Here is a 16429-nt window from a genome sequence, read left to right on the forward strand (position 1 = left end):
TCTCTTTCCGTCTTCTCAGGCGCTCAGACGCGGCGGCGCTTGGGCGGGCGGACACCGTTGTGCGGCGAGGGCGTGACGTCCTGGATCGAGCCGACCTCGAGACCGGCAGCGGTCAGGGAGCGGATCGCGGTCTCGCGGCCGGAGCCGGGACCCTTGACGAAGACGTCGACCTTGCGCATGCCGTGGTCCATCGCGCGACGGGCAGCAGCCTCAGCGGCGGTCTGCGCGGCGAACGGGGTGGACTTGCGCGAGCCCTTGAAGCCGACCTGGCCGGCCGAGGCCCAGCTGATGACGGCACCGGTGGGGTCGGTGATCGAGATGATCGTGTTGTTGAACGTCGACTTGATGTGGGCCTGGCCCACGGCGATGTTCTTCTTCTCCTTGCGGCGCACCTTCTTGGCGCCGGCCAAACGGCCCTTGGGAGGCATTACTTACCAACCTTCTTCTTGCCGGCGACAGTGCGCTTCGGGCCCTTGCGGGTGCGCGCATTGGTCTTGGTCCGCTGACCGCGGACGGGGAGGCCGCGACGGTGGCGCAGGCCCTCGTACGAACCGATCTCGACCTTGCGGCGGATGTCGGCCTGGACCTCACGGCGGAGGTCACCCTCGACCTTGAGGTTCTCGTCGATCCAGTCACGCAGGGCGACGAGGTCGGCCTCGGTGAGGTCCTTGACGCGGGTGCTGGCGTCGACGCCGGTGGCGGCGAGAGCCTTCTGCGAGCTGGAGCGGCCCACACCGAAGATGTAGGTCAGTGCGATCTCGACGCGCTTCTCACGCGGCAGATCGACTCCTTGGAGACGTGCCATCTTGTGATGGTTCCTGTTCTGTGTTCCGGAGGTCTGGTGCAGTCGCCGGTCCGGCATTCGTGTCCGGTCCTCGGCCTCCGGGCCGAGGGTGACGTCCCTTGCTCACCTCTTCAGGTGACGACCAAGGGGGTCGGGCGCTGCGTTCTCAACATTCACTTGTGCGTGTGCTCGAAGCTGTGGCTTCGTGCAGGGTCCTCGCCGGGGCGGGGATGGGTTCTGTGATCAGCCCTGGCGCTGCTTGTGGCGCGGGTTCTCGCAGATGACCATGACCCGACCGTTGCGGCGGATCACCTTGCACTTGTCACAGATCTTCTTGACGCTCGGCTGAACCTTCATTGCCTCTGCTGTCTTGTCGATCCTCCCGACACGGCGGAAGCCGAGCGGGTCGTTCTGGGTGTTGCGGGTGCTACTGCGTGCGGGATGACCCCGGTCAGCGGTAGCGGAAGACGATGCGGCCTCGGGTCAGGTCGTAGGGGCTGAGCTCCACCACCACGCGGTCCTCGGGGAGGATCCGGATGTAGTGCTGGCGCATCTTGCCCGAGATGTGGGCGAGCACCTTGTGCCCGTTGGTGAGCTCCACGCGGAACATCGCGTTGGGGAGCGCCTCAACGATGGTGCCCTCGATCTCGATGACGCCGTCCTTCTTGGCCATACCCTCTCAATCCGTTGCTGGCCCCACCCTGGGTGCGGCCGGAGGCCACCAGTGAAACCATGGGAATGTGGCCGCGCATGCGTGAGCACACGAGACCGACGCTCCATCCTACGGGAGGGTGCGCTGAGCACGAAATCGACCGTATGCCGTCCGCCCACCTCCCACTCCCGCTCCGACTTTGTGCCCGATTGGGACGGCGAGCGCCAGCGAGTTGTCCCAATCGGGCACAAAGTCGCATCGCATCGTCAGCGCGAAAGATGCATATGCGCAGGTGCATGTGCAGGTATTCTGGATGCATGAGCGCGCTCGAACGTCGGCTCCACATCCTGTTGGACGAGGCCCGCTACGCCCGGCTCGAGGCCGAGGCCAAGGAGCGGGGTTCCTCCGTTGCGTCCGTCGTCCGGTTGGCGATCGACCACCACTTCGACGAGGAGCGCGATCAGGCCCGCCGCGCGGAGGCCGCCCGCAAGCTCCTGTCGTATCCCCCTGACGAGGGGCCGGCCGAGACGTGGGACGAGATGCTGGCCATCCAGGAAGCCGAGATCGCTCGGATGGCCGGCGACGCATGACCCCGCTCTTCCTCGACACCTCCGTGGTGCTGGACGCACTCGGGGCGGTAGGCCCGCTGCGCGACGCGAGTCGGCACGTCATGGACCACGCCCAATCCGGGCGCGTGCGACTTCACCTGGCAGCGGAGTCTGTCCAGGAAGTGCTGTTCCACCGCATGCGGAGGGTCGACCGACCCCTCGCACTGGAACAGACGGAGGTCATCCGCGCCCTCTGCGTCGTGCACCGTCTCGACGATGTCGTCATCGATCGCGCGATGGACCTGGTCGCATCCACGAGGGCGCGGGGACGCGAGGCCTTCATTGCCGCGACCGCCTTGGAGGCGGGGTTCGACACGGTCGTCACGACCGACGAGCGTTTCGTCGCCGTTCCCGGACTCCGCCCGCTACACCCGCGAGACGTCGCCACCTGAGCGCACGCACAGCCTCGCTGGCGACTAGTGCGTGGGCTCGCCGTCCTCTCGAGGCTTGGACTTCTCCCAGTAGGACGTCGCGGCGATGGGCCCGACGAGCGGTGACAGGATCAGCACGAGCCAACGCTGGTGGTGGCCTTCAATCACGTCGGCCCTCTCCAACGTGATGAGCGACATCACGGTGAACACCACCGCCAGAGCGCCCACCACACCCGCCATGAGGACACGCACCACTGGATCCTTCCCCCCGAGCGTTCAGTCCCGACACAGGCGAGACTACCGACGACCTCACGACGAGGTCACAGGGTTGGCCACGACTGCTCCACCGCCGCGCGACCAAAGTCGTAGGCCCTCCGCTCCCCCGGGTTGACGCCGACACCGAGCCGACGTTGCGAGACTGTGCGCCATGACCGTTCGCATCGCCGCCGTCGGAAACCCCGGCAACCCCGCCCATCAAGAGGCCCTCGGCCGGGCACGCTCCCTTTCACAGGGCACGGCCCCCGACCTCGAGTGGTGGCCGCTGACCTTGGCCGAGGCCGACGAGCAGCGCCTTCTGGCCTTCGACGGTGTCTGGTTCATGGCGTGGCCCGAGTCCGCTGACGCCGAGCCGGTGCGCCGCGCCGGCTGGGCCGTCCAGCACCAGGGCATCCCCGTCGTCGTTTCCCCGACCGAGCCGCCCGGGTGGTTCGTCGGGCAGGGACGGGCGCGGGCGGCATACCGAATCCGTGGTGAGGCCGAGCGGCAGCGCATCGCGGCACTCGAGGAGGGCGAGCGCGAGCCGCGGACCTATGTCCACCAGATGCGCGGGCCTCGCTACCGCTGGTGGCGCCCGCTCCTCGCGCTCGCCGTCGCCATGGTCGTCATGTTGGTCGCGGTCGTGGTGACGATCGTGCCCCTCGGTCTGTTCGGGGATGTCGATGTCGAGAACCTCGACGCCTTCGTCCTCGACCCGCTGGGGATGCTCTCCAACAACCTGCTGCTCGCATCCCTCATCCCCGCAACCCTCATCGGCCTGTGGGTCGGGTTCCGACGCAGCCCGTGGCGGGTGTTCTCGGTGGAGGGGCGCATGCGATGGGGATGGCTGGGCTGGTGCCTCCTGGTCGTGACCCCGTTGTGGCTGGTCTATCTCGCGGTGACGTGGTTCGTCTTCGAGCAGGGGGTGCTCGACCGTCCCGAGCACTGGGTCGCCCTGCTCGTCATCACCCTCCTGACCACGCCGCTCCAAGCGGCTGGTGAGGAAGTGGCGTTCCGCGGCGGCCTCGTGCAGGGCGTCGGCGCGTGGTTCCGCTCGCCGATGCTCGGTCTGATCGTGACCATGGTGCTCTCGACTGCTCTGTTCGCAGCGGCGCACGGATCGGCGGACCCGTGGATCATCATCGAGCTCGGGTCGTTCGCCGTGGCCGGGTGCTGGCTCGCCTGGCGCACCGGCGGGCTTGAGGCCGCCATCGCCCTGCACGTCGTCAACAACCTGCTCATCATGGGGTCAGGGCTGCTGCTGGGCGGGCTCGAGGAGTCGTTCGTCGACGGCGCGAGCGCGGGGTCGCCGGTGTCCGCCGGCATGAACGTCGTGGCGACGGCCACCGTGACGGCGGCGATGCTGTGGCTGGCCCGACGTCGAGGGATCGCACCCGCCGGCTGGCGCACCCCCGCCCTCGGCTGAACGTCCGACTGATTGCCCCGCGTTGCACGGCGAGCGCAGCGAGCGCGTGCAGTGTCGGGCAGTGTCGGGCAATCAGTCGGAGGAGCCCAGGAAGAGGTCGAGGATCTGGGCTGCCGCATCGACGGCGCTCAGCTCGCCGGAGCGCACCGCCGCCTCGATCTGCGCGCGCCGTTCCTTGACGGCCGGTGTCGAGCGAACGGCCTCCTCGAGGTGCGACTCGACGAGCGCCCACATCCAGTCCTGCTGCTGCTGTGCCCGCCGGGCGTCGAGCGAGCCCTCCGACTCGAGGTGCGCCCGGTGCTCCAGCACGGCCGCCCACACCTCGTCGAGTCCCGCACCGGTCTGCGCAGAGCAGGTCAGGACTGGCGGGCGTCGCACATCGGCGCCGGGGAGCATGAGCCGCATCGCGGCAGTGAGGTCCTTGGCCGCGGCCTTCGCCGGGACCTCCCCATCGCCGTCGGCCTTGTTGACGGCGATGACGTCGGCGAGCTCAAGGATGCCGCGTTTGATGCCCTGGAGCTGGTCGCCGGACCGCGCCAGGGTCAGCAGCAGGAACGTGTCGACCATCTCGGAGACGGCGATCTCGTTCTGCCCGACACCGACGGTCTCGACGATGACGACGTCGTATCCCGCCGCCTCGAGGACGAGCATCGACTCGCGCGTTGCCCGCGCCACTCCCCCGAGGTGGCGTCCACTCGGGCTCGGGCGCACGAAGGCCTGGTCGCTCGCGCTGAGCTCGGCCATACGCGTGCGGTCACCGAGGATCGACCCACCGGTGCGCCGCGAGCTCGGGTCGACGGCGACCACCGCAACCTTGTGTCCCGCCTCGATGAGGCGCAGACCCAAGGCGTTCGTGAACGTCGACTTCCCGGCTCCCGGCACACCCGAGATGCCCACCCGCACAGCCGAACCCGTGTATGCCGTGAGCTCGGTCAGCAGGACCCGTGCCCTCTCGCGGTGGTCGGGTCGGGAGGACTCGACCAGCGTGATCGCTCGGGCGATGGCGGCGCGGTTGCCCGCGCGGATGCCGTCGAAGAGCTCGTCGGTCACGCGCCACTCGTGGCGTTGGCCTGGTTGCCCGCGGCGGTCTCGGCCGTCGGCGTTGCGTCCGCCTCGCCGCCATGCAGCCGCGAGCGCAGGTCACCGATGAGGTCGATGGCCGCCGACGAGATGACCGTGCCGGGCGGATAGATCGCGTCGGCGCCGGCGGCCCGGAGGTCGTCGAAGTCCTGGGTCGGGATGACCCCGCCGACGACGATCATCAGGTCCTCACGGCCGAGGGCGTCGAGTTCCTTGCGGAGTGCGGGCACGAGCGTGAGGTGACCGGCCGCCAGCGACGAGACCCCGACGACGTGCACGTCGGACTCGACGGCCTGACGGGCGACCTCGCCCGGCGTCTGGAAGAGCGGGCCCACGTCGACGTCGAAGCCGAGGTCGGCGAAGGCGGTCGAGATGACCTTCTGGCCGCGGTCGTGACCGTCCTGGCCCATCTTGGCGACGAGGATGCGGGGGCGGCGGCCCTCGGCCTCCTCGAACTCGTCGACGAGCTGCTGAGCCTTGCGCACGTTGGCGTCGGAGCCTGCCTCGTCGGAGTACACGCCACCGATCGTACGGATCTCGGCGGTGTAGCGGCCGAAGGCCTCCTCCATCGCCTGCGACATCTCGCCGACAGTGGCCTTTGCGCGAGCAGCATCGATGGCGAGGGCCAGGAGGTTGGTCTCGAGGGAACCGTCCGAACCGGCCTTGGCGGCCTCGCTCAAACGCGCCAGAGCGGCCCGAGTCTCGGACTCGTCGCGCTCGGCGCGGAGGCGCTCGAGCTTCGCGATCTGCGAAGCCCGCACGGCCGCGTTGTCGACCTTGAGGACCTCGATCGGCTCATCCTGCTCAGGGATGTAGCGGTTGACGCCGATCACCGGCTGCTGACCCGAGTCGATCCGCGCCTGGGTGCGGGCGGCCGCCTCCTCGATGCGCATCTTGGGGATGCCGGCCTCGATGGCCTTGGCCATGCCGCCGGCTGCCTCGACCTCCTGGATGTGCGCCCAGGCGCGCTCGGCGATGTCGTGGGTGAGCCGCTCGACGTAGGCCGATCCGGCCCACGGGTCGATGGTGCGGGTCGTGCCCGACTCCTGCTGGATGACGAGCTGGGTGTTGCGGGCGATGCGCGCACTGAAGTCGGTCGGCAGCGCGATCGCCTCGTCGAGCGCGTTGGTGTGCAGGCTCTGCGTGTGGCCCTGCGTCGCGGCCATGGCCTCGATGCAGGTGCGGATGACGTTGTTGAAGACGTCCTGCGCGGTGAGCGACCAGCCACTCGTCTGGCAGTGGGTGCGCAGGCTGAGGGACTTGGCGTTCTTGGCGCCCTGCTCCTCCACCAGTCGGGCCCACAGCAGGCGGGCCGCGCGCATCTTGGCGACCTCCATGAAGAAGTTCATGCCGATGGCCCAGAAGAAGCTGAGGCGCGGCGCGAAGCGGTCCACGTCGAGGCCCACGGCCTTGCCTGCGCGGAGGTACTCGACGCCGTCGGCGAGGGTGTAGGCGAGCTCGAGGTCCTGCGTCGCCCCGGCCTCCTGCATGTGATAGCCGGAGATCGAGATCGAGTTGAAGCGCGGCATCTTCTCCGACGTGAACGCGAAGATGTCGCTGATGATCCGCATCGACGGCTCGGGCGGATAGATGTAGGTGTTGCGGACCATGAACTCCTTGAGGATGTCGTTCTGGATGGTCCCGGAGAGCTGTTCGGGCGTGACGCCCTGCTCCTCCGCAGCGACGACGAAGAGCGCGAGGATCGGGATGACCGCGCCGTTCATCGTCATCGACACCGACATCTGGTCGAGCGGGATGCCGTCGAAGAGGGTGCGCATGTCATAGATCGAGTCGATCGCGACTCCGGCCATGCCGACGTCACCCTCGACGCGCGGGTGGTCGCTGTCGTAGCCACGGTGGGTCGCGAGGTCGAACGCGACGCTCAGGCCCTTCTGACCGGCGGCGAGGTTGCGCCGATAGAACGCGTTGGACTCCTCCGCGGTGGAGAACCCGGCGTACTGGCGGATCGTCCACGGCTGGTTGACGTACATCGTCGGGTAGGGGCCGCGCAGGTAGGGCGGCGCGCCCGGGATCGTCTCGAGGAAGTCGAGGCCCTCGAGGTCGGCCTCGGTGTAGAGCGGCGCGACCTCGATCTGCTCGGGCGTCACCCAGGCCTGACCTTCGACGGTGCGGACCTCTGCGTCACCACTCGGGCGACCGTCGCCGAGATCGACCTGGCTGAAGTCGGGGATCGTGCTCATGCGGGGGCTCCCGTCTGGTCAAGGAGGGCGGAGAGGAAGGCGACCACGTCCATGTCCTTGGTGACGCCCTCGTAGCCCTTGTCGGTGGCACCGAGTGCCACCGTGCCGCCGTCGCCGTCAGGCTCGACGGCCTCGATGCCGGCGACGGTGAGGAGGTTGACCGCGTCGATGCGACGATCGGCTGCTCGGGGCACGTCGAGGGTCGGGACCGCGACGCGCGGTGCGTGACCGTGCTCTGCTGCGTAGGCCGCTGAGCGGTCGCGGAGCGCCTCGAAAACAGCCGAATCCCGGTGCGGCACAAGGGCATTGGCACCGACCGGCAACTCTGCGCGGGAGGCGCGCTCGAGCGGCTGCTCGCCTGCCAGCGGGAACATGCTCACGCCGGTGATGGGCTGGGTGCGCGTGGCGAGAGCTCCGTCGCGCTCGGTAACGGCCGTGGAGATGCGTTGTGCGACAACGCCATTCGCCAAAGCCTCGACCATTCCACCAGCCCGCTCGATCTCCTGGAATGCGGTCCACGCGGCCTGCGCCACGTCGTCGGTCAGCGCCTCGACGGCCCACGCACCGCCCGCGGGGTCGGTGACACGCGCGACGTTGGACTCCTCCGAGAGGAGGATCTGGGTGTTGCGGGCGATGCGGCGCGAGAAGGCCGTCGGCAGACCAGCCACCGTGTCGAAGGGCAGCACCGTGATGGCGTCGGCACCGCCAATGCTGGCACCGAAGGTGGCCAAGGTGCTCCGCAGGATGTTGGTCCAGGCGTCGTCACGCGTGAACATCCGACCGGCCGTCACAGCGTGCGTGAACGCACCGCGCGACTGCTCCGGGACGCCGATGCTTTCGCCGACCCGGGCCCACGTGCGGCGCAGCGCTCGCAGGGCAGCAGCAGTCAGGAACTGGTCCGCGCCCGCCGTCACGCGGAAGTCGATGTGACGGAACGCCTCCGCCGCGTCGACGCCCTCGGACTCGAGGTGGCGCAGGTAGGCCACCCCGGTCGCCAGAGCGAACGCGACCTCGTCAGGCACCGTCGCGCCAGCATCGGCGAACACGCGGGTGTCGACGGTGATGGCCCGGATTTCGCCGTTGCCATTGACGCGGCGCACGAAGTCCGCGATCGGAGCGAGGTCCGGAGTTGCGCCGGTGCGGGCTCCAGCCCCCAATGGGTCGAGCCCGAGGTTGCCGGACGCGGCAGCGGAACCGGACAGGACGGCATACAGGGCTTCGGCGGCGGCGACCTGGTCGTCCCACGAGGAGACGACGACGGGCGCGAGGTCGAGGCGGACGTCTGCGAGCGCCTCAACGACGTCGGACGCGGCGAGACCGTCGGCACCGACGTGCAGCCAGACCGAGGTCACGCCGTTCTCGAGGTCGCCCAGAACGGCTTTGCGGGTGGCTGCGGCGTCCGGGTCGTCGTGCAGTTGGCGCACGTCCCACGGCACGTCGGCGTCACGCAGCGTGCGGCCGCGAGTGAACGGCATGGCACCGGGCATGCCCAGAGGCGCGGGGTCGGCGGGGCGGGTGTAGAGCGGGTCGACGTCGAGGCCGCCCACGAGGTGGCTGCGCATCGATGCGACCGCGTCGTCGGCGCTGAGGAGCTGGTCCTCGGACCGCCCCTTGTTGACCACTGCGGCGGCGAGGTCTCGCCACTCCGCCTCCGTACGCTCCGGGAAGTGTGCCGCCAGCGTCATCGCCGCAGGCCGCTTCGGGGCCACCGTCATGCACTTGCTCCTTGTGATTCGCCGGGTCGGCCCGCACCTCACGAGGTCTGCGAACCTCTCGTCACACTACCCGCGGCGCGGAGGGTGACAGACGAGAGTTTGCGCACATCAGCGTCACTTCTCGGTGTTGTTCGACACCACTTCTTCGTATGCCGTCCGCCGCCTTTCGCTCGCTCAGTGAGCCTGCCGCGGGTCTAGCGTCATGGGTGGTTGCGAATCGCAAGCACTCATGTGAAGGAGTCCACCATGTCCATCGTTCGCGTCGCGGCGTTCAGCATCTCCCTCGACGGTTTTGGCACTGGCGAGCCACAGACCTTGGAGGAGCCCTTCGGCCACGCGGGTCAGCGGCTTCATGACTGGCTGTTCCCGCCCGAGACCGGCGGCGAGACCCGCGTGCGCTACGGCCTCGACGGGGCCCTGTCCATGGCCAGCTACGACGACGGCACCGTCGGCGCCGAGATCATGGGGCGTCGCAAGTACTGGCCCTACCCCGGCCCCTGGACGGACGAGAGCTGGAAGGGCTGGTGGGGTGACAACCCGCCGTTCCACACGCCGGTCTTCGTCATGACCCATCACCCCCACGAGTCGATCGAGATGGAGGGCGGGACGACTTTCCACTTCACCGACGGCACCCCCGCAGAGGTCCTTGCCAAGGCCCGTGAGGCTGCCGGCGACAAGGACGTCCGCATCGGTGGCGGCCCGACGATCGTCCGCGAGTTCCTCAAGGCTGGACTCGTCGACCATCTCCACCTCGTCGTCGCCCCCATCGTCCTGGGGCGCGGTGAATCCCTCTGGGAAGGGCTGGAGGGCATCGAGTCCCAGTTCGACATCTCGGCCACGAGCTCCGATCGGCCCGGCTTCGTCCACCAGTTCTGGCAGCGCAGGGTCGCGTGATGGGACGCCTCCGCTACGGCATGATCACCTCGCTCGACGGCTACGCCCGCGATGCGTCGGGGTCCTTCGAATGGGCGACGCCGGACGACGACCTCCACGCCTTCGTCAACGACCACGAGCGCGGAGTGCGCACCTACGTCTACGGCCGTGGCCTCTGGGAGACGATGCGCTATTGGCAGGACCCACCGGCCGGGGACCTGACTGCGCCGGAGCACCGCGAGTTCGCTGCCCTGTGGCAGGAGATCGACAAGATCATCGTGTCGTCGACCCTGTCTCCGCCGACGGAACCCCGCGCCGAGCTCTGGCCGACGCTCGACCTCGACCGGCTCGCAACGCTGGTGCGGGAGAGCCCGACTGACGTGAGCATCGGCGGGCCGACCCTGGCCGCAGCGGCACTGGAGGCGGGACTCGTCGACGAGATCACGGCATACGTCATGCCCCACATCGCCGGCGGCGGCCTCCCCTGGTTGCCATCCGGTCTCACGACCGGACTCTCCCTGCGCGAGCAGCGGGCCTTCCGGGGAGGCGCCGTCGCACTCATCTACGACGTTTCGAAAGGCTGACCCGGAGCCCGGACTCCCGTCAGTCGCGCCAGCCCAGCGCGGGGGCCACGTGGGTGAGGATGCTCTCCAGAAGGTGGGCGTTGTAGTCGACACCGAGGGTGTTGGGGATCGTCAGCAGCAGCGTGTCGGCGGCGGCGATGGCCTCGTCCTCGGCGAGCTGGCGCACCAACTCGTCCGGTTCGGCGGCATACGACTTCCCGAACCGCGCAAGCGAGCCATCGATCATGCCGACCTGGTCACTGCTGCGCCGGTCCGCACCGAAATAGGCGTGGTCCTGCGCCGTCACCAGCGGGAAGATGCTGCGGCTCACCGACGTCCGTGGGGTGCGGTCGTGGCCGGCCTCACGCCACGCGTCGTGGAACATCTGGATCTGCTCGGCCTGCAGCTGGTGGAAGGGCACCCCGGTGTCCTCGGTGAGCAGCGTCGAACTCATGAGGTTCATGCCCTGCTCCGCGGTCCAGACGGCCGTCGCGCGCGTGCCGGCACCCCACCAGATGCGGTCCCGAAGACCGTCCGAGTGTGGCTCGAGGCGCAGCAGGCCGGGCGGGTTGGGGAACATCGGGCGGGGGCTGGGCTCGGCGAACCCCTCGCCCTCCAAGAGGGTGAGGAACTGCGCCGTATGCCGTCGCGCCATGTCCGCGTCCGACTCGCCTTCGCGAGGTTCGTGACCGAAATGGCGGTAGCCCTCGATGACCTGCTCGGGCGATCCTCGGCTGATGCCCAACTGGAGGCGCCCCTGCGCGATGAGGTCGGCGGCCCCGGCGTCCTCGGCCATGTAGTGGGGGTTCTCGTAGCGCATGTCGATGACGCCTGTGCCGAGCTCGATCCGGCTCGTCCTCGCTCCGGCGGCGGCGAGCAGCGGGAAGGGCGATGCGAGCTGTTGGGCAAAGTGGTGCACCCGGAAGTACGCCCCGTCTGCCCCCACCTCCTCGGCCGCCACCGCCAGCTCGATCGACTGGAGCAACACGTCGGAGGCTGATCGGACAGCCGACTGCGGGTGGGGGTTCCAGTGGCCGAACGACAGGAATCCGATGTGCTTCATACCTGCATTCAACACCGCAGGTCGACGCCCATTCCTTGCATCGAACTCCGACCTCCGGATCCTGCCTGCGGGTCAGTCGAGTGGAGCGTAGGTCGCGCCGAGCTCGCGCAACATGGCCTCGCCACCGTCGATGGCGGTGAGAACCCAGAGACCCTGCGAGGTCGCCGCCACGGTGTTCTCCCAGTGGGCCGCGCGGGAGCCGTCGTTCGTCACGACCGTCCAGTCGTCCTCGAGGACGCGGTTGGCCTCGTCGCCCAGGGTCACCATCGGCTCGATCGCGATGGTCGTGGCGTCGACGACCTTGGGGCCCTTGCCGCTCACGCGGTAGTTCGGCACCTGCGGGTCCATGTGCATCGACGTGCCGATGCCGTGCCCGACGTAGTCCTCGACGATGCCGTACTCCCGACCGCGCCGCTCCCCCGCCGCGGTGATGCTGTCCTCGACAGCCGCGCCCACGGCATACAGGCTTTCGCCCACGGCGAGGGCGGCGATGCCCGCCCACATCGAGGCCTCGGTGTCATCGATGAGTTCGAGGTCCTCCGGTCGACCCGCCTCACGACCGCCGACGATGAGCGAGATCGCCGCGTCACCGTGCCAGCCCTCGACGATGGCGCCGCAGTCGATGGAGAGGAGGTCACCCTCCTGCAGGACACGGGATCCGGGGATGCCATGGACGACCTCCTCGTTGACCGACGTGCAGAGCGTGCCGGTGAAGCCGTGATAGCCCAGGAAGCTCGGGATACCGCCGCCGTCGCGGATGTGGGCCTCGGCGAGCGCGTCGAGTTCCTTGGTCGTCATGCCGGGCTTCACCGAAGCGCGCATGAGCTCGAGCGTCTGGCCGACGAGCAACCCGGCGGCGCGCATGAGCAGCACCTGGTCGTGGGTCTTGGCCTCGATGCGCTCACGTCCGAACAATCCCATGGGGGGCAACCTACCGGCGGCGACGCCCCTCCCCCAATCCGTCGACAGTAGACAAAGTCCCGCCTCGCGTATCGCGAGGCGGGACTTTGTCTACTCTCGACTGCTTGGGTCGGAGTTGAGGGGTGTTGGGTCAGGACTGGGCGGGGACCTCGTCGAGGTCGAGCACCTTGCTGTGCAGACCATCGAGCAGGCTCTTGAGTTCGTCAGTCGCACGGCCGGCGGCGACAACGTCACCCTCGACGGTGAGCTGCTCGGGGAAGCTCAGCCCGAGGTCGCCGACGACGTCCGCCTTGACGTGGCCGAGCACCTTGGCCAGGTCGGCGCGGGCGTCACCGGCTCCGCTCCAGCCGTAGCCCACGATGCCGATCGGCTTGCGGTCCCACTCGGCGAAGAGGTAGTCGACAGCGTTCTTGATCGGAGCCGGGAAGCTGCGGTTGTACTGCGGCGTCACGACGACGATGGCGTCGGACTCGAAGATCGCGCTCGCCCAGGCCTGAGTGTGCGGCTTGGCGTAGTTGCCGTTCATCGGCATGTCCTCCTCGTCGAAGAACGGGAGGTTGATTTCGGCGAGGTCGAGGACCTTGACCTGCCACTGCTCGGGGTTCGCCTGCTGACTCACCCACTCGGTGACCTTGTGGCCAATGCGGCCCGGACGCGTGCTGGAAACGACGATGCTGAGGTTGTTCACAATTCAACTAACGGGACCGCTCGCCAGTCCATTCCCGGATCCCGACGATGTGGCTCAGTGCACACAAGGCAGCCAGGCGTCCACCCCTCCAGCACGTGTCGAGAGTAGGCAAACTCCCGGGTCGCAGGCGTCCGAGCGGGACTTTGGCTACTCTCGACTGGCTGGTTCAGGCGATCATCAGGTCGCGCGGATCGAGATCCAGCGCGCGGGCGACGAACTCGAGGGTGTCGATGCGCCGCGGTGCTCGGAACACGTCGTCGGCGAAAAGTTCGCGGACGGTGTGATCCAGGGATTCGAGCAGCCGCCGTTTGGCCTCATCGGCGCTGCGTGCCTTGATATCGGCGTGCACGCTCCCCTGGTATTCCGCGGCAACCCGCTTCGCGCGCCAGAGAAGGTCCGCCTCGGCCACGTACTCCCCTGCCTCGTCCAGCACGATTCCGTTGACCTCGGGTTCGGGGAAACCTGCTCGAACGAACATCAGTCGAGACCTCGACTCCATGGGCGACTTCACGCGGGGCCGGATGAGGGTCAGCGCTTCGGTGAGCATGACCTTGCCCCGGGGTCGCACGCGTCGCCCGAGCGCGGCGTGCAAGGCCCGCACGCCGGGTGACGTCCTCGAACCGGCCCGGATCGTGACCTCCGAGCGGGCGTCGAGCCGGGCCACGATGGCGTCGCCCATCACGACGAAGTCATCCACCGTCAGCCGACCGCGTCCCAACTCCCCCAGATCGCACCACGTGTCAGCCAGCCCGATCAGGCTCAGTCCTCCCACTTCCTCGACCTCACGGATCTCCAGCCCACGATGTCCCCGGCACCCTTCCCGCGCCACCTGCCCACCACGTGTGGGGGCCATGACGTCGAGGGGGCCGTGACGGCCTTCGTCCTCGAGGAAGTGAGGGAGGGGTAGATCGCGCAGGACCGCACAGGTGACGTGCGAGAACGCGCGGGCGGACGGCATACCCATGGCGAAAGCGGCGGCTCGCTCCTCCACGGTGACCGGCGCGCGCAAGGAATGGGCGCCGTGCGTCGGATGGACGAGATCACCGCGATGGAGGCGCATGCGCGGCAGCCCGAGTTCGCGAGCGCGGGCCGTGGAGAACGGCCCGCCGGCGAGCTCCTCGGGAAGCGGCTGCGGTCGCATGAACCGAGCATGGCCGAGATCCGGAAACCCTCCGCGCGGTCATCCACAGGCCCGGTCGAGAGTAGTCAAAGTCCCGCCTCCCGGAGCGGGAGGCGGGACTTTGACTACTCTCGACTGCTTGGGTCGGAGGGGGTTCAGCTCAGGGCGGTGACGATTCGTTCGGTGACCTCGTCCATCGCGCCCAGACCGTCGACCTCAACGAGGAGTCCACGCTCGCCATAGACCTCGACGAGCGGGGCCGTCTCGCGGCGGTAGATCGCCTGGCGCTCGCGGATGACGTCCTCAGTGTCGTCGACGCGGCCCTCGATCTCGGCCCGCTTGAGCAGACGCTCGACCACCGCGTCCTCGTCGACCGTCAGCGCGAGCACCTTGTCGAGTCCGAGATCGCTCTTGGCGAGCATCGCGTCGAGCGCGGCAACCTGACCGGTGGTGCGGGGGTAGCCGTCGAGGAGGAAGCCCTCGGCTGCGTCGTCCTGGGCCAGACGGTCCTCGACGATCGCATTGGTGATGTCGTCGGAGACGTAGCCACCAGAGGCCGTGATCTCCTGGACCTGCTTGCCGAGCTCGGTGCCGTTCTTGATGTTGGCGCGGAAGATGTCGCCGGTGGAGATGGCGGGGATGCCGAAGTGCTCGGCGATGCGGGCAGCCTGCGTGCCCTTACCGGCCCCGGGGGGACCAAGGATGATCAGACGCATGTCAGCGGAGGAACCCTTCGTAATTGCGTGTTTCGAGCTGAGCCTGGATCTGCTTCACCGTCTCGAGGCCGACGCCGACGATGATGAGGATCGAGGTGCCGCCGAAGGGGAAGTTCTGGTTGGCCCCGACGAGGACAAGCGCGACCAGCGGGATGAGCGAGACAAGCGCGAGGTAGATCGCCCCAGGGACCGTGATGCGGGTGAGGACGTACTGGAGGTGCGCGACGGTGGGTGCACCAGCCCGGATTCCGGGGATGAAGCCGCCGTACTTCTTCATGTTGCCGGCGACCTCCTCCGGGTTGAACGTGATCGACACGTAGAAGAACGTGAAGAAGAGGATGAGGACGGTGTAGGTGAGGGCGTACTCCCACGTGTCACCGGCGGCGAAGTTGGCGTCGATCCACTCCACCCAGCCGGGGCTCGTCCCGTCGGCCCGGCGGTTGAACTGCGCGAGCAAGGTCGGGAGCGCCAGCAGCGAGCTGGCGAAGATCACCGGGATGACACCGGCCATGTTGACCTTGAGCGGGATGTAGGTCGACGTGCCGCCGTACTCCTTGCGGCCGACCACGCGCTTGGCGTACTGGACCGGGATGCGCCGCTGGCTCTGCTCGACGAACACCACGAGGGCGATGATGAAGAAGCCCATGAGGATGACGCCGAGGAAGATGTCCCAGCGACCCTCACGCTGCTGGATCGCCCAGAGCGCACCGGGGAAGGTGGCGGCGATCGAGGTGAAGATGAGGATGGACATGCCGTTGCCGATGCCCTTGTCGGTCACGAGCTCACCCATCCACATGACCACGCCGGTGCCGGCCGTCATGGTGAGGACCATGATCAGGATCGTGACCGTCGAGTCGTCCGTGAGGATGTTGGTGCACGCCGGGTTCGCGAAGAGCTGCGAGGGGTTCTGCGCGAAGGTGATGAACGTGGCCGACTGGAGGACCGCGAGTCCGATCGTCAGATAACGCGTGTACTGCGTCATCTTCGCCTGGCCGGCCTGCCCCTCCTTCTTGAGGGTCTCGAACTTGGGGATGACGACCGTCAGCAGCTGGACGATGATGCTCGCCGTGATGTACGGCATGATCCCGAGCGCGAAGATCGACAGCTGGAGCAGTGCCCCACCGCTGAAGAGGTTCGCCAGTCCAAGCAGGTCGTTGGCGTCACCCGCACCCTCCTGGCACGCCTGGATGAGCGAGTAGCTCACGCCGGGCGTCGGCACGTGGGCGCCGAGCCGGTAGATCGCGATGACCGCGAGGGTGAACAGGATCTTCCTGCGCAGGTCGGGCGTCTTGAACGCGCGGCCGAAAGCGGTGAGCACAGGTCCTCCAGGTGGGCGGCCAGAGCCGCGTCAAAGTGTGGTGATCGTGGTGATCGACGAACAAAGATACCCCGC

Annotated in this window: 19 protein-coding genes; 5 read left to right on the forward strand and 14 right to left on the reverse strand. The window is 68.2% G+C overall.

Going from position 1 to position 16429, the window contains the following annotated elements:
* Positions 1-23: 23 nt before the first annotated feature.
* The 4 genes from rpsK to infA form a co-directional block, all read right to left on the reverse strand.
* A complete protein-coding gene (gene rpsK / locus N802_RS05190) occupies positions 24-428 on the reverse strand; it encodes a 30S ribosomal protein S11 (RefSeq protein ID WP_035902483.1) in 405 nt (134 codons plus the stop codon).
* Positions 428-805 (reverse strand): 30S ribosomal protein S13, encoded by a 378-nt coding sequence (gene rpsM / locus N802_RS05195; protein WP_035913820.1) that lies wholly within the window; start codon positions 803-805, stop codon positions 428-430. The genes rpsK and rpsM overlap by 1 nt, the downstream gene beginning before the upstream one ends.
* A gap of 222 nt (positions 806-1027) precedes the next feature.
* Positions 1028-1141 carry a 50S ribosomal protein L36 gene (rpmJ, locus tag N802_RS05200; protein ID WP_009775928.1) on the reverse strand — a complete coding sequence of 38 codons (114 nt, stop codon included), beginning with the start codon at positions 1139-1141 and terminating at the stop codon, positions 1028-1030.
* A 94-nt stretch (positions 1142-1235) separates the two neighbouring features.
* Complete coding sequence (gene infA, locus N802_RS05205) at positions 1236-1457, reverse strand: translation initiation factor IF-1 (RefSeq protein ID WP_006946284.1); 222 nt, start codon at positions 1455-1457, stop codon at positions 1236-1238.
* 296 nt (positions 1458-1753) lie between these two features.
* On the opposite strand from infA, the gene N802_RS20590 reads away from it, so the two are divergent.
* Complete coding sequence (locus N802_RS20590) at positions 1754-2026, forward strand: hypothetical protein (protein ID WP_052109459.1); 273 nt, start codon at positions 1754-1756, stop codon at positions 2024-2026.
* Positions 2023-2436, forward strand: a complete 414-nt coding sequence (locus tag N802_RS05215; RefSeq protein WP_035913257.1) for a type II toxin-antitoxin system VapC family toxin — start codon at positions 2023-2025, stop codon at positions 2434-2436. The genes N802_RS20590 and N802_RS05215 overlap by 4 nt, the downstream gene beginning before the upstream one ends.
* Positions 2437-2460: 24 nt before the next feature.
* Here the strand turns inward: N802_RS05215 and N802_RS05220 are convergent, their stop codons facing one another.
* Positions 2461-2667 carry a hypothetical protein gene (locus N802_RS05220; RefSeq protein WP_035913261.1) on the reverse strand — a complete coding sequence of 69 codons (207 nt, stop codon included), beginning with the start codon at positions 2665-2667 and terminating at the stop codon, positions 2461-2463.
* A 175-nt stretch (positions 2668-2842) separates the two neighbouring features.
* Here N802_RS05220 and N802_RS05225 point away from each other — a divergent pair, with 175 nt between their 5' ends.
* Complete coding sequence (locus tag N802_RS05225) at positions 2843-4096, forward strand: CPBP family intramembrane glutamic endopeptidase (protein WP_052109460.1); 1254 nt, start codon at positions 2843-2845, stop codon at positions 4094-4096.
* Between the two features lie 72 nt (positions 4097-4168).
* Here N802_RS05225 and meaB read toward each other — a convergent pair whose 3' ends face one another.
* From meaB to N802_RS05240, 3 genes are read right to left on the reverse strand one after another with little or no spacing between them, the layout of a single operon-like run.
* Complete coding sequence (meaB, locus tag N802_RS05230; RefSeq protein ID WP_035913264.1) at positions 4169-5146, reverse strand: methylmalonyl Co-A mutase-associated GTPase MeaB; 978 nt, start codon at positions 5144-5146, stop codon at positions 4169-4171.
* Positions 5143-7377 carry a methylmalonyl-CoA mutase gene (gene scpA, locus N802_RS05235; RefSeq protein ID WP_035913267.1) on the reverse strand — a complete coding sequence of 745 codons (2235 nt, stop codon included), beginning with the start codon at positions 7375-7377 and terminating at the stop codon, positions 5143-5145. The genes meaB and scpA overlap by 4 nt, the downstream gene beginning before the upstream one ends.
* Entirely contained in the window at positions 7374-9092 is a 1719-nt protein-coding gene (locus N802_RS05240) for a methylmalonyl-CoA mutase subunit beta (RefSeq protein ID WP_035913269.1), read from the reverse strand. Before N802_RS05240 ends, scpA begins: the two co-directional genes overlap by 4 nt.
* Before the next feature lie 246 nt (positions 9093-9338).
* On the opposite strand from N802_RS05240, the gene N802_RS05245 reads away from it, so the two are divergent.
* Both N802_RS05245 and N802_RS05250 read left to right on the forward strand, forming a co-directional pair.
* Positions 9339-9986 (forward strand): dihydrofolate reductase family protein, encoded by a 648-nt coding sequence (locus N802_RS05245; protein WP_035913272.1) that lies wholly within the window; start codon positions 9339-9341, stop codon positions 9984-9986.
* Positions 9986-10549, forward strand: coding sequence for a dihydrofolate reductase family protein (locus tag N802_RS05250; protein ID WP_035913276.1), 564 nt, complete (start codon positions 9986-9988; stop codon positions 10547-10549). Before N802_RS05245 ends, N802_RS05250 begins: the two co-directional genes overlap by 1 nt.
* A gap of 19 nt (positions 10550-10568) precedes the next feature.
* On the opposite strand, the gene N802_RS05255 is transcribed toward N802_RS05250, so the two are convergent.
* The 6 genes from N802_RS05255 to secY form a co-directional block, all read right to left on the reverse strand.
* Positions 10569-11591 carry an LLM class flavin-dependent oxidoreductase gene (locus tag N802_RS05255; protein WP_035913280.1) on the reverse strand — a complete coding sequence of 341 codons (1023 nt, stop codon included), beginning with the start codon at positions 11589-11591 and terminating at the stop codon, positions 10569-10571.
* 72 nt (positions 11592-11663) lie between these two features.
* On the reverse strand, positions 11664-12512 hold the full coding sequence (map, locus tag N802_RS05260) for a type I methionyl aminopeptidase (protein ID WP_035913284.1): 849 nt from the start codon (positions 12510-12512) through the stop codon (positions 11664-11666).
* A gap of 130 nt (positions 12513-12642) precedes the next feature.
* Entirely contained in the window at positions 12643-13200 is a 558-nt protein-coding gene (locus N802_RS05265; protein WP_035913285.1) for an NADPH-dependent FMN reductase, read from the reverse strand.
* A 166-nt stretch (positions 13201-13366) separates the two neighbouring features.
* Positions 13367-14341: a hypothetical protein gene (locus N802_RS19340; protein WP_052109461.1), complete on the reverse strand. Its 975-nt coding sequence runs from the start codon at positions 14339-14341 to the stop codon at positions 13367-13369.
* Positions 14342-14475: 134 nt separating this feature from the next.
* Complete coding sequence (locus tag N802_RS05275; protein WP_035913286.1) at positions 14476-15036, reverse strand: adenylate kinase; 561 nt, start codon at positions 15034-15036, stop codon at positions 14476-14478.
* 1 nt (position 15037) lies between these two features.
* Entirely contained in the window at positions 15038-16354 is a 1317-nt protein-coding gene (secY, locus tag N802_RS05280) for a preprotein translocase subunit SecY (protein WP_035913288.1), read from the reverse strand.
* Between the last annotated feature and the right edge of the window lie 75 nt (positions 16355-16429).

The sequence above is a fragment of the Knoellia sinensis KCTC 19936 genome (assembly GCF_000768705.1).
Taxonomy (GTDB): Bacteria; Actinomycetota; Actinomycetes; order Actinomycetales; family Dermatophilaceae; genus Knoellia; species Knoellia sinensis.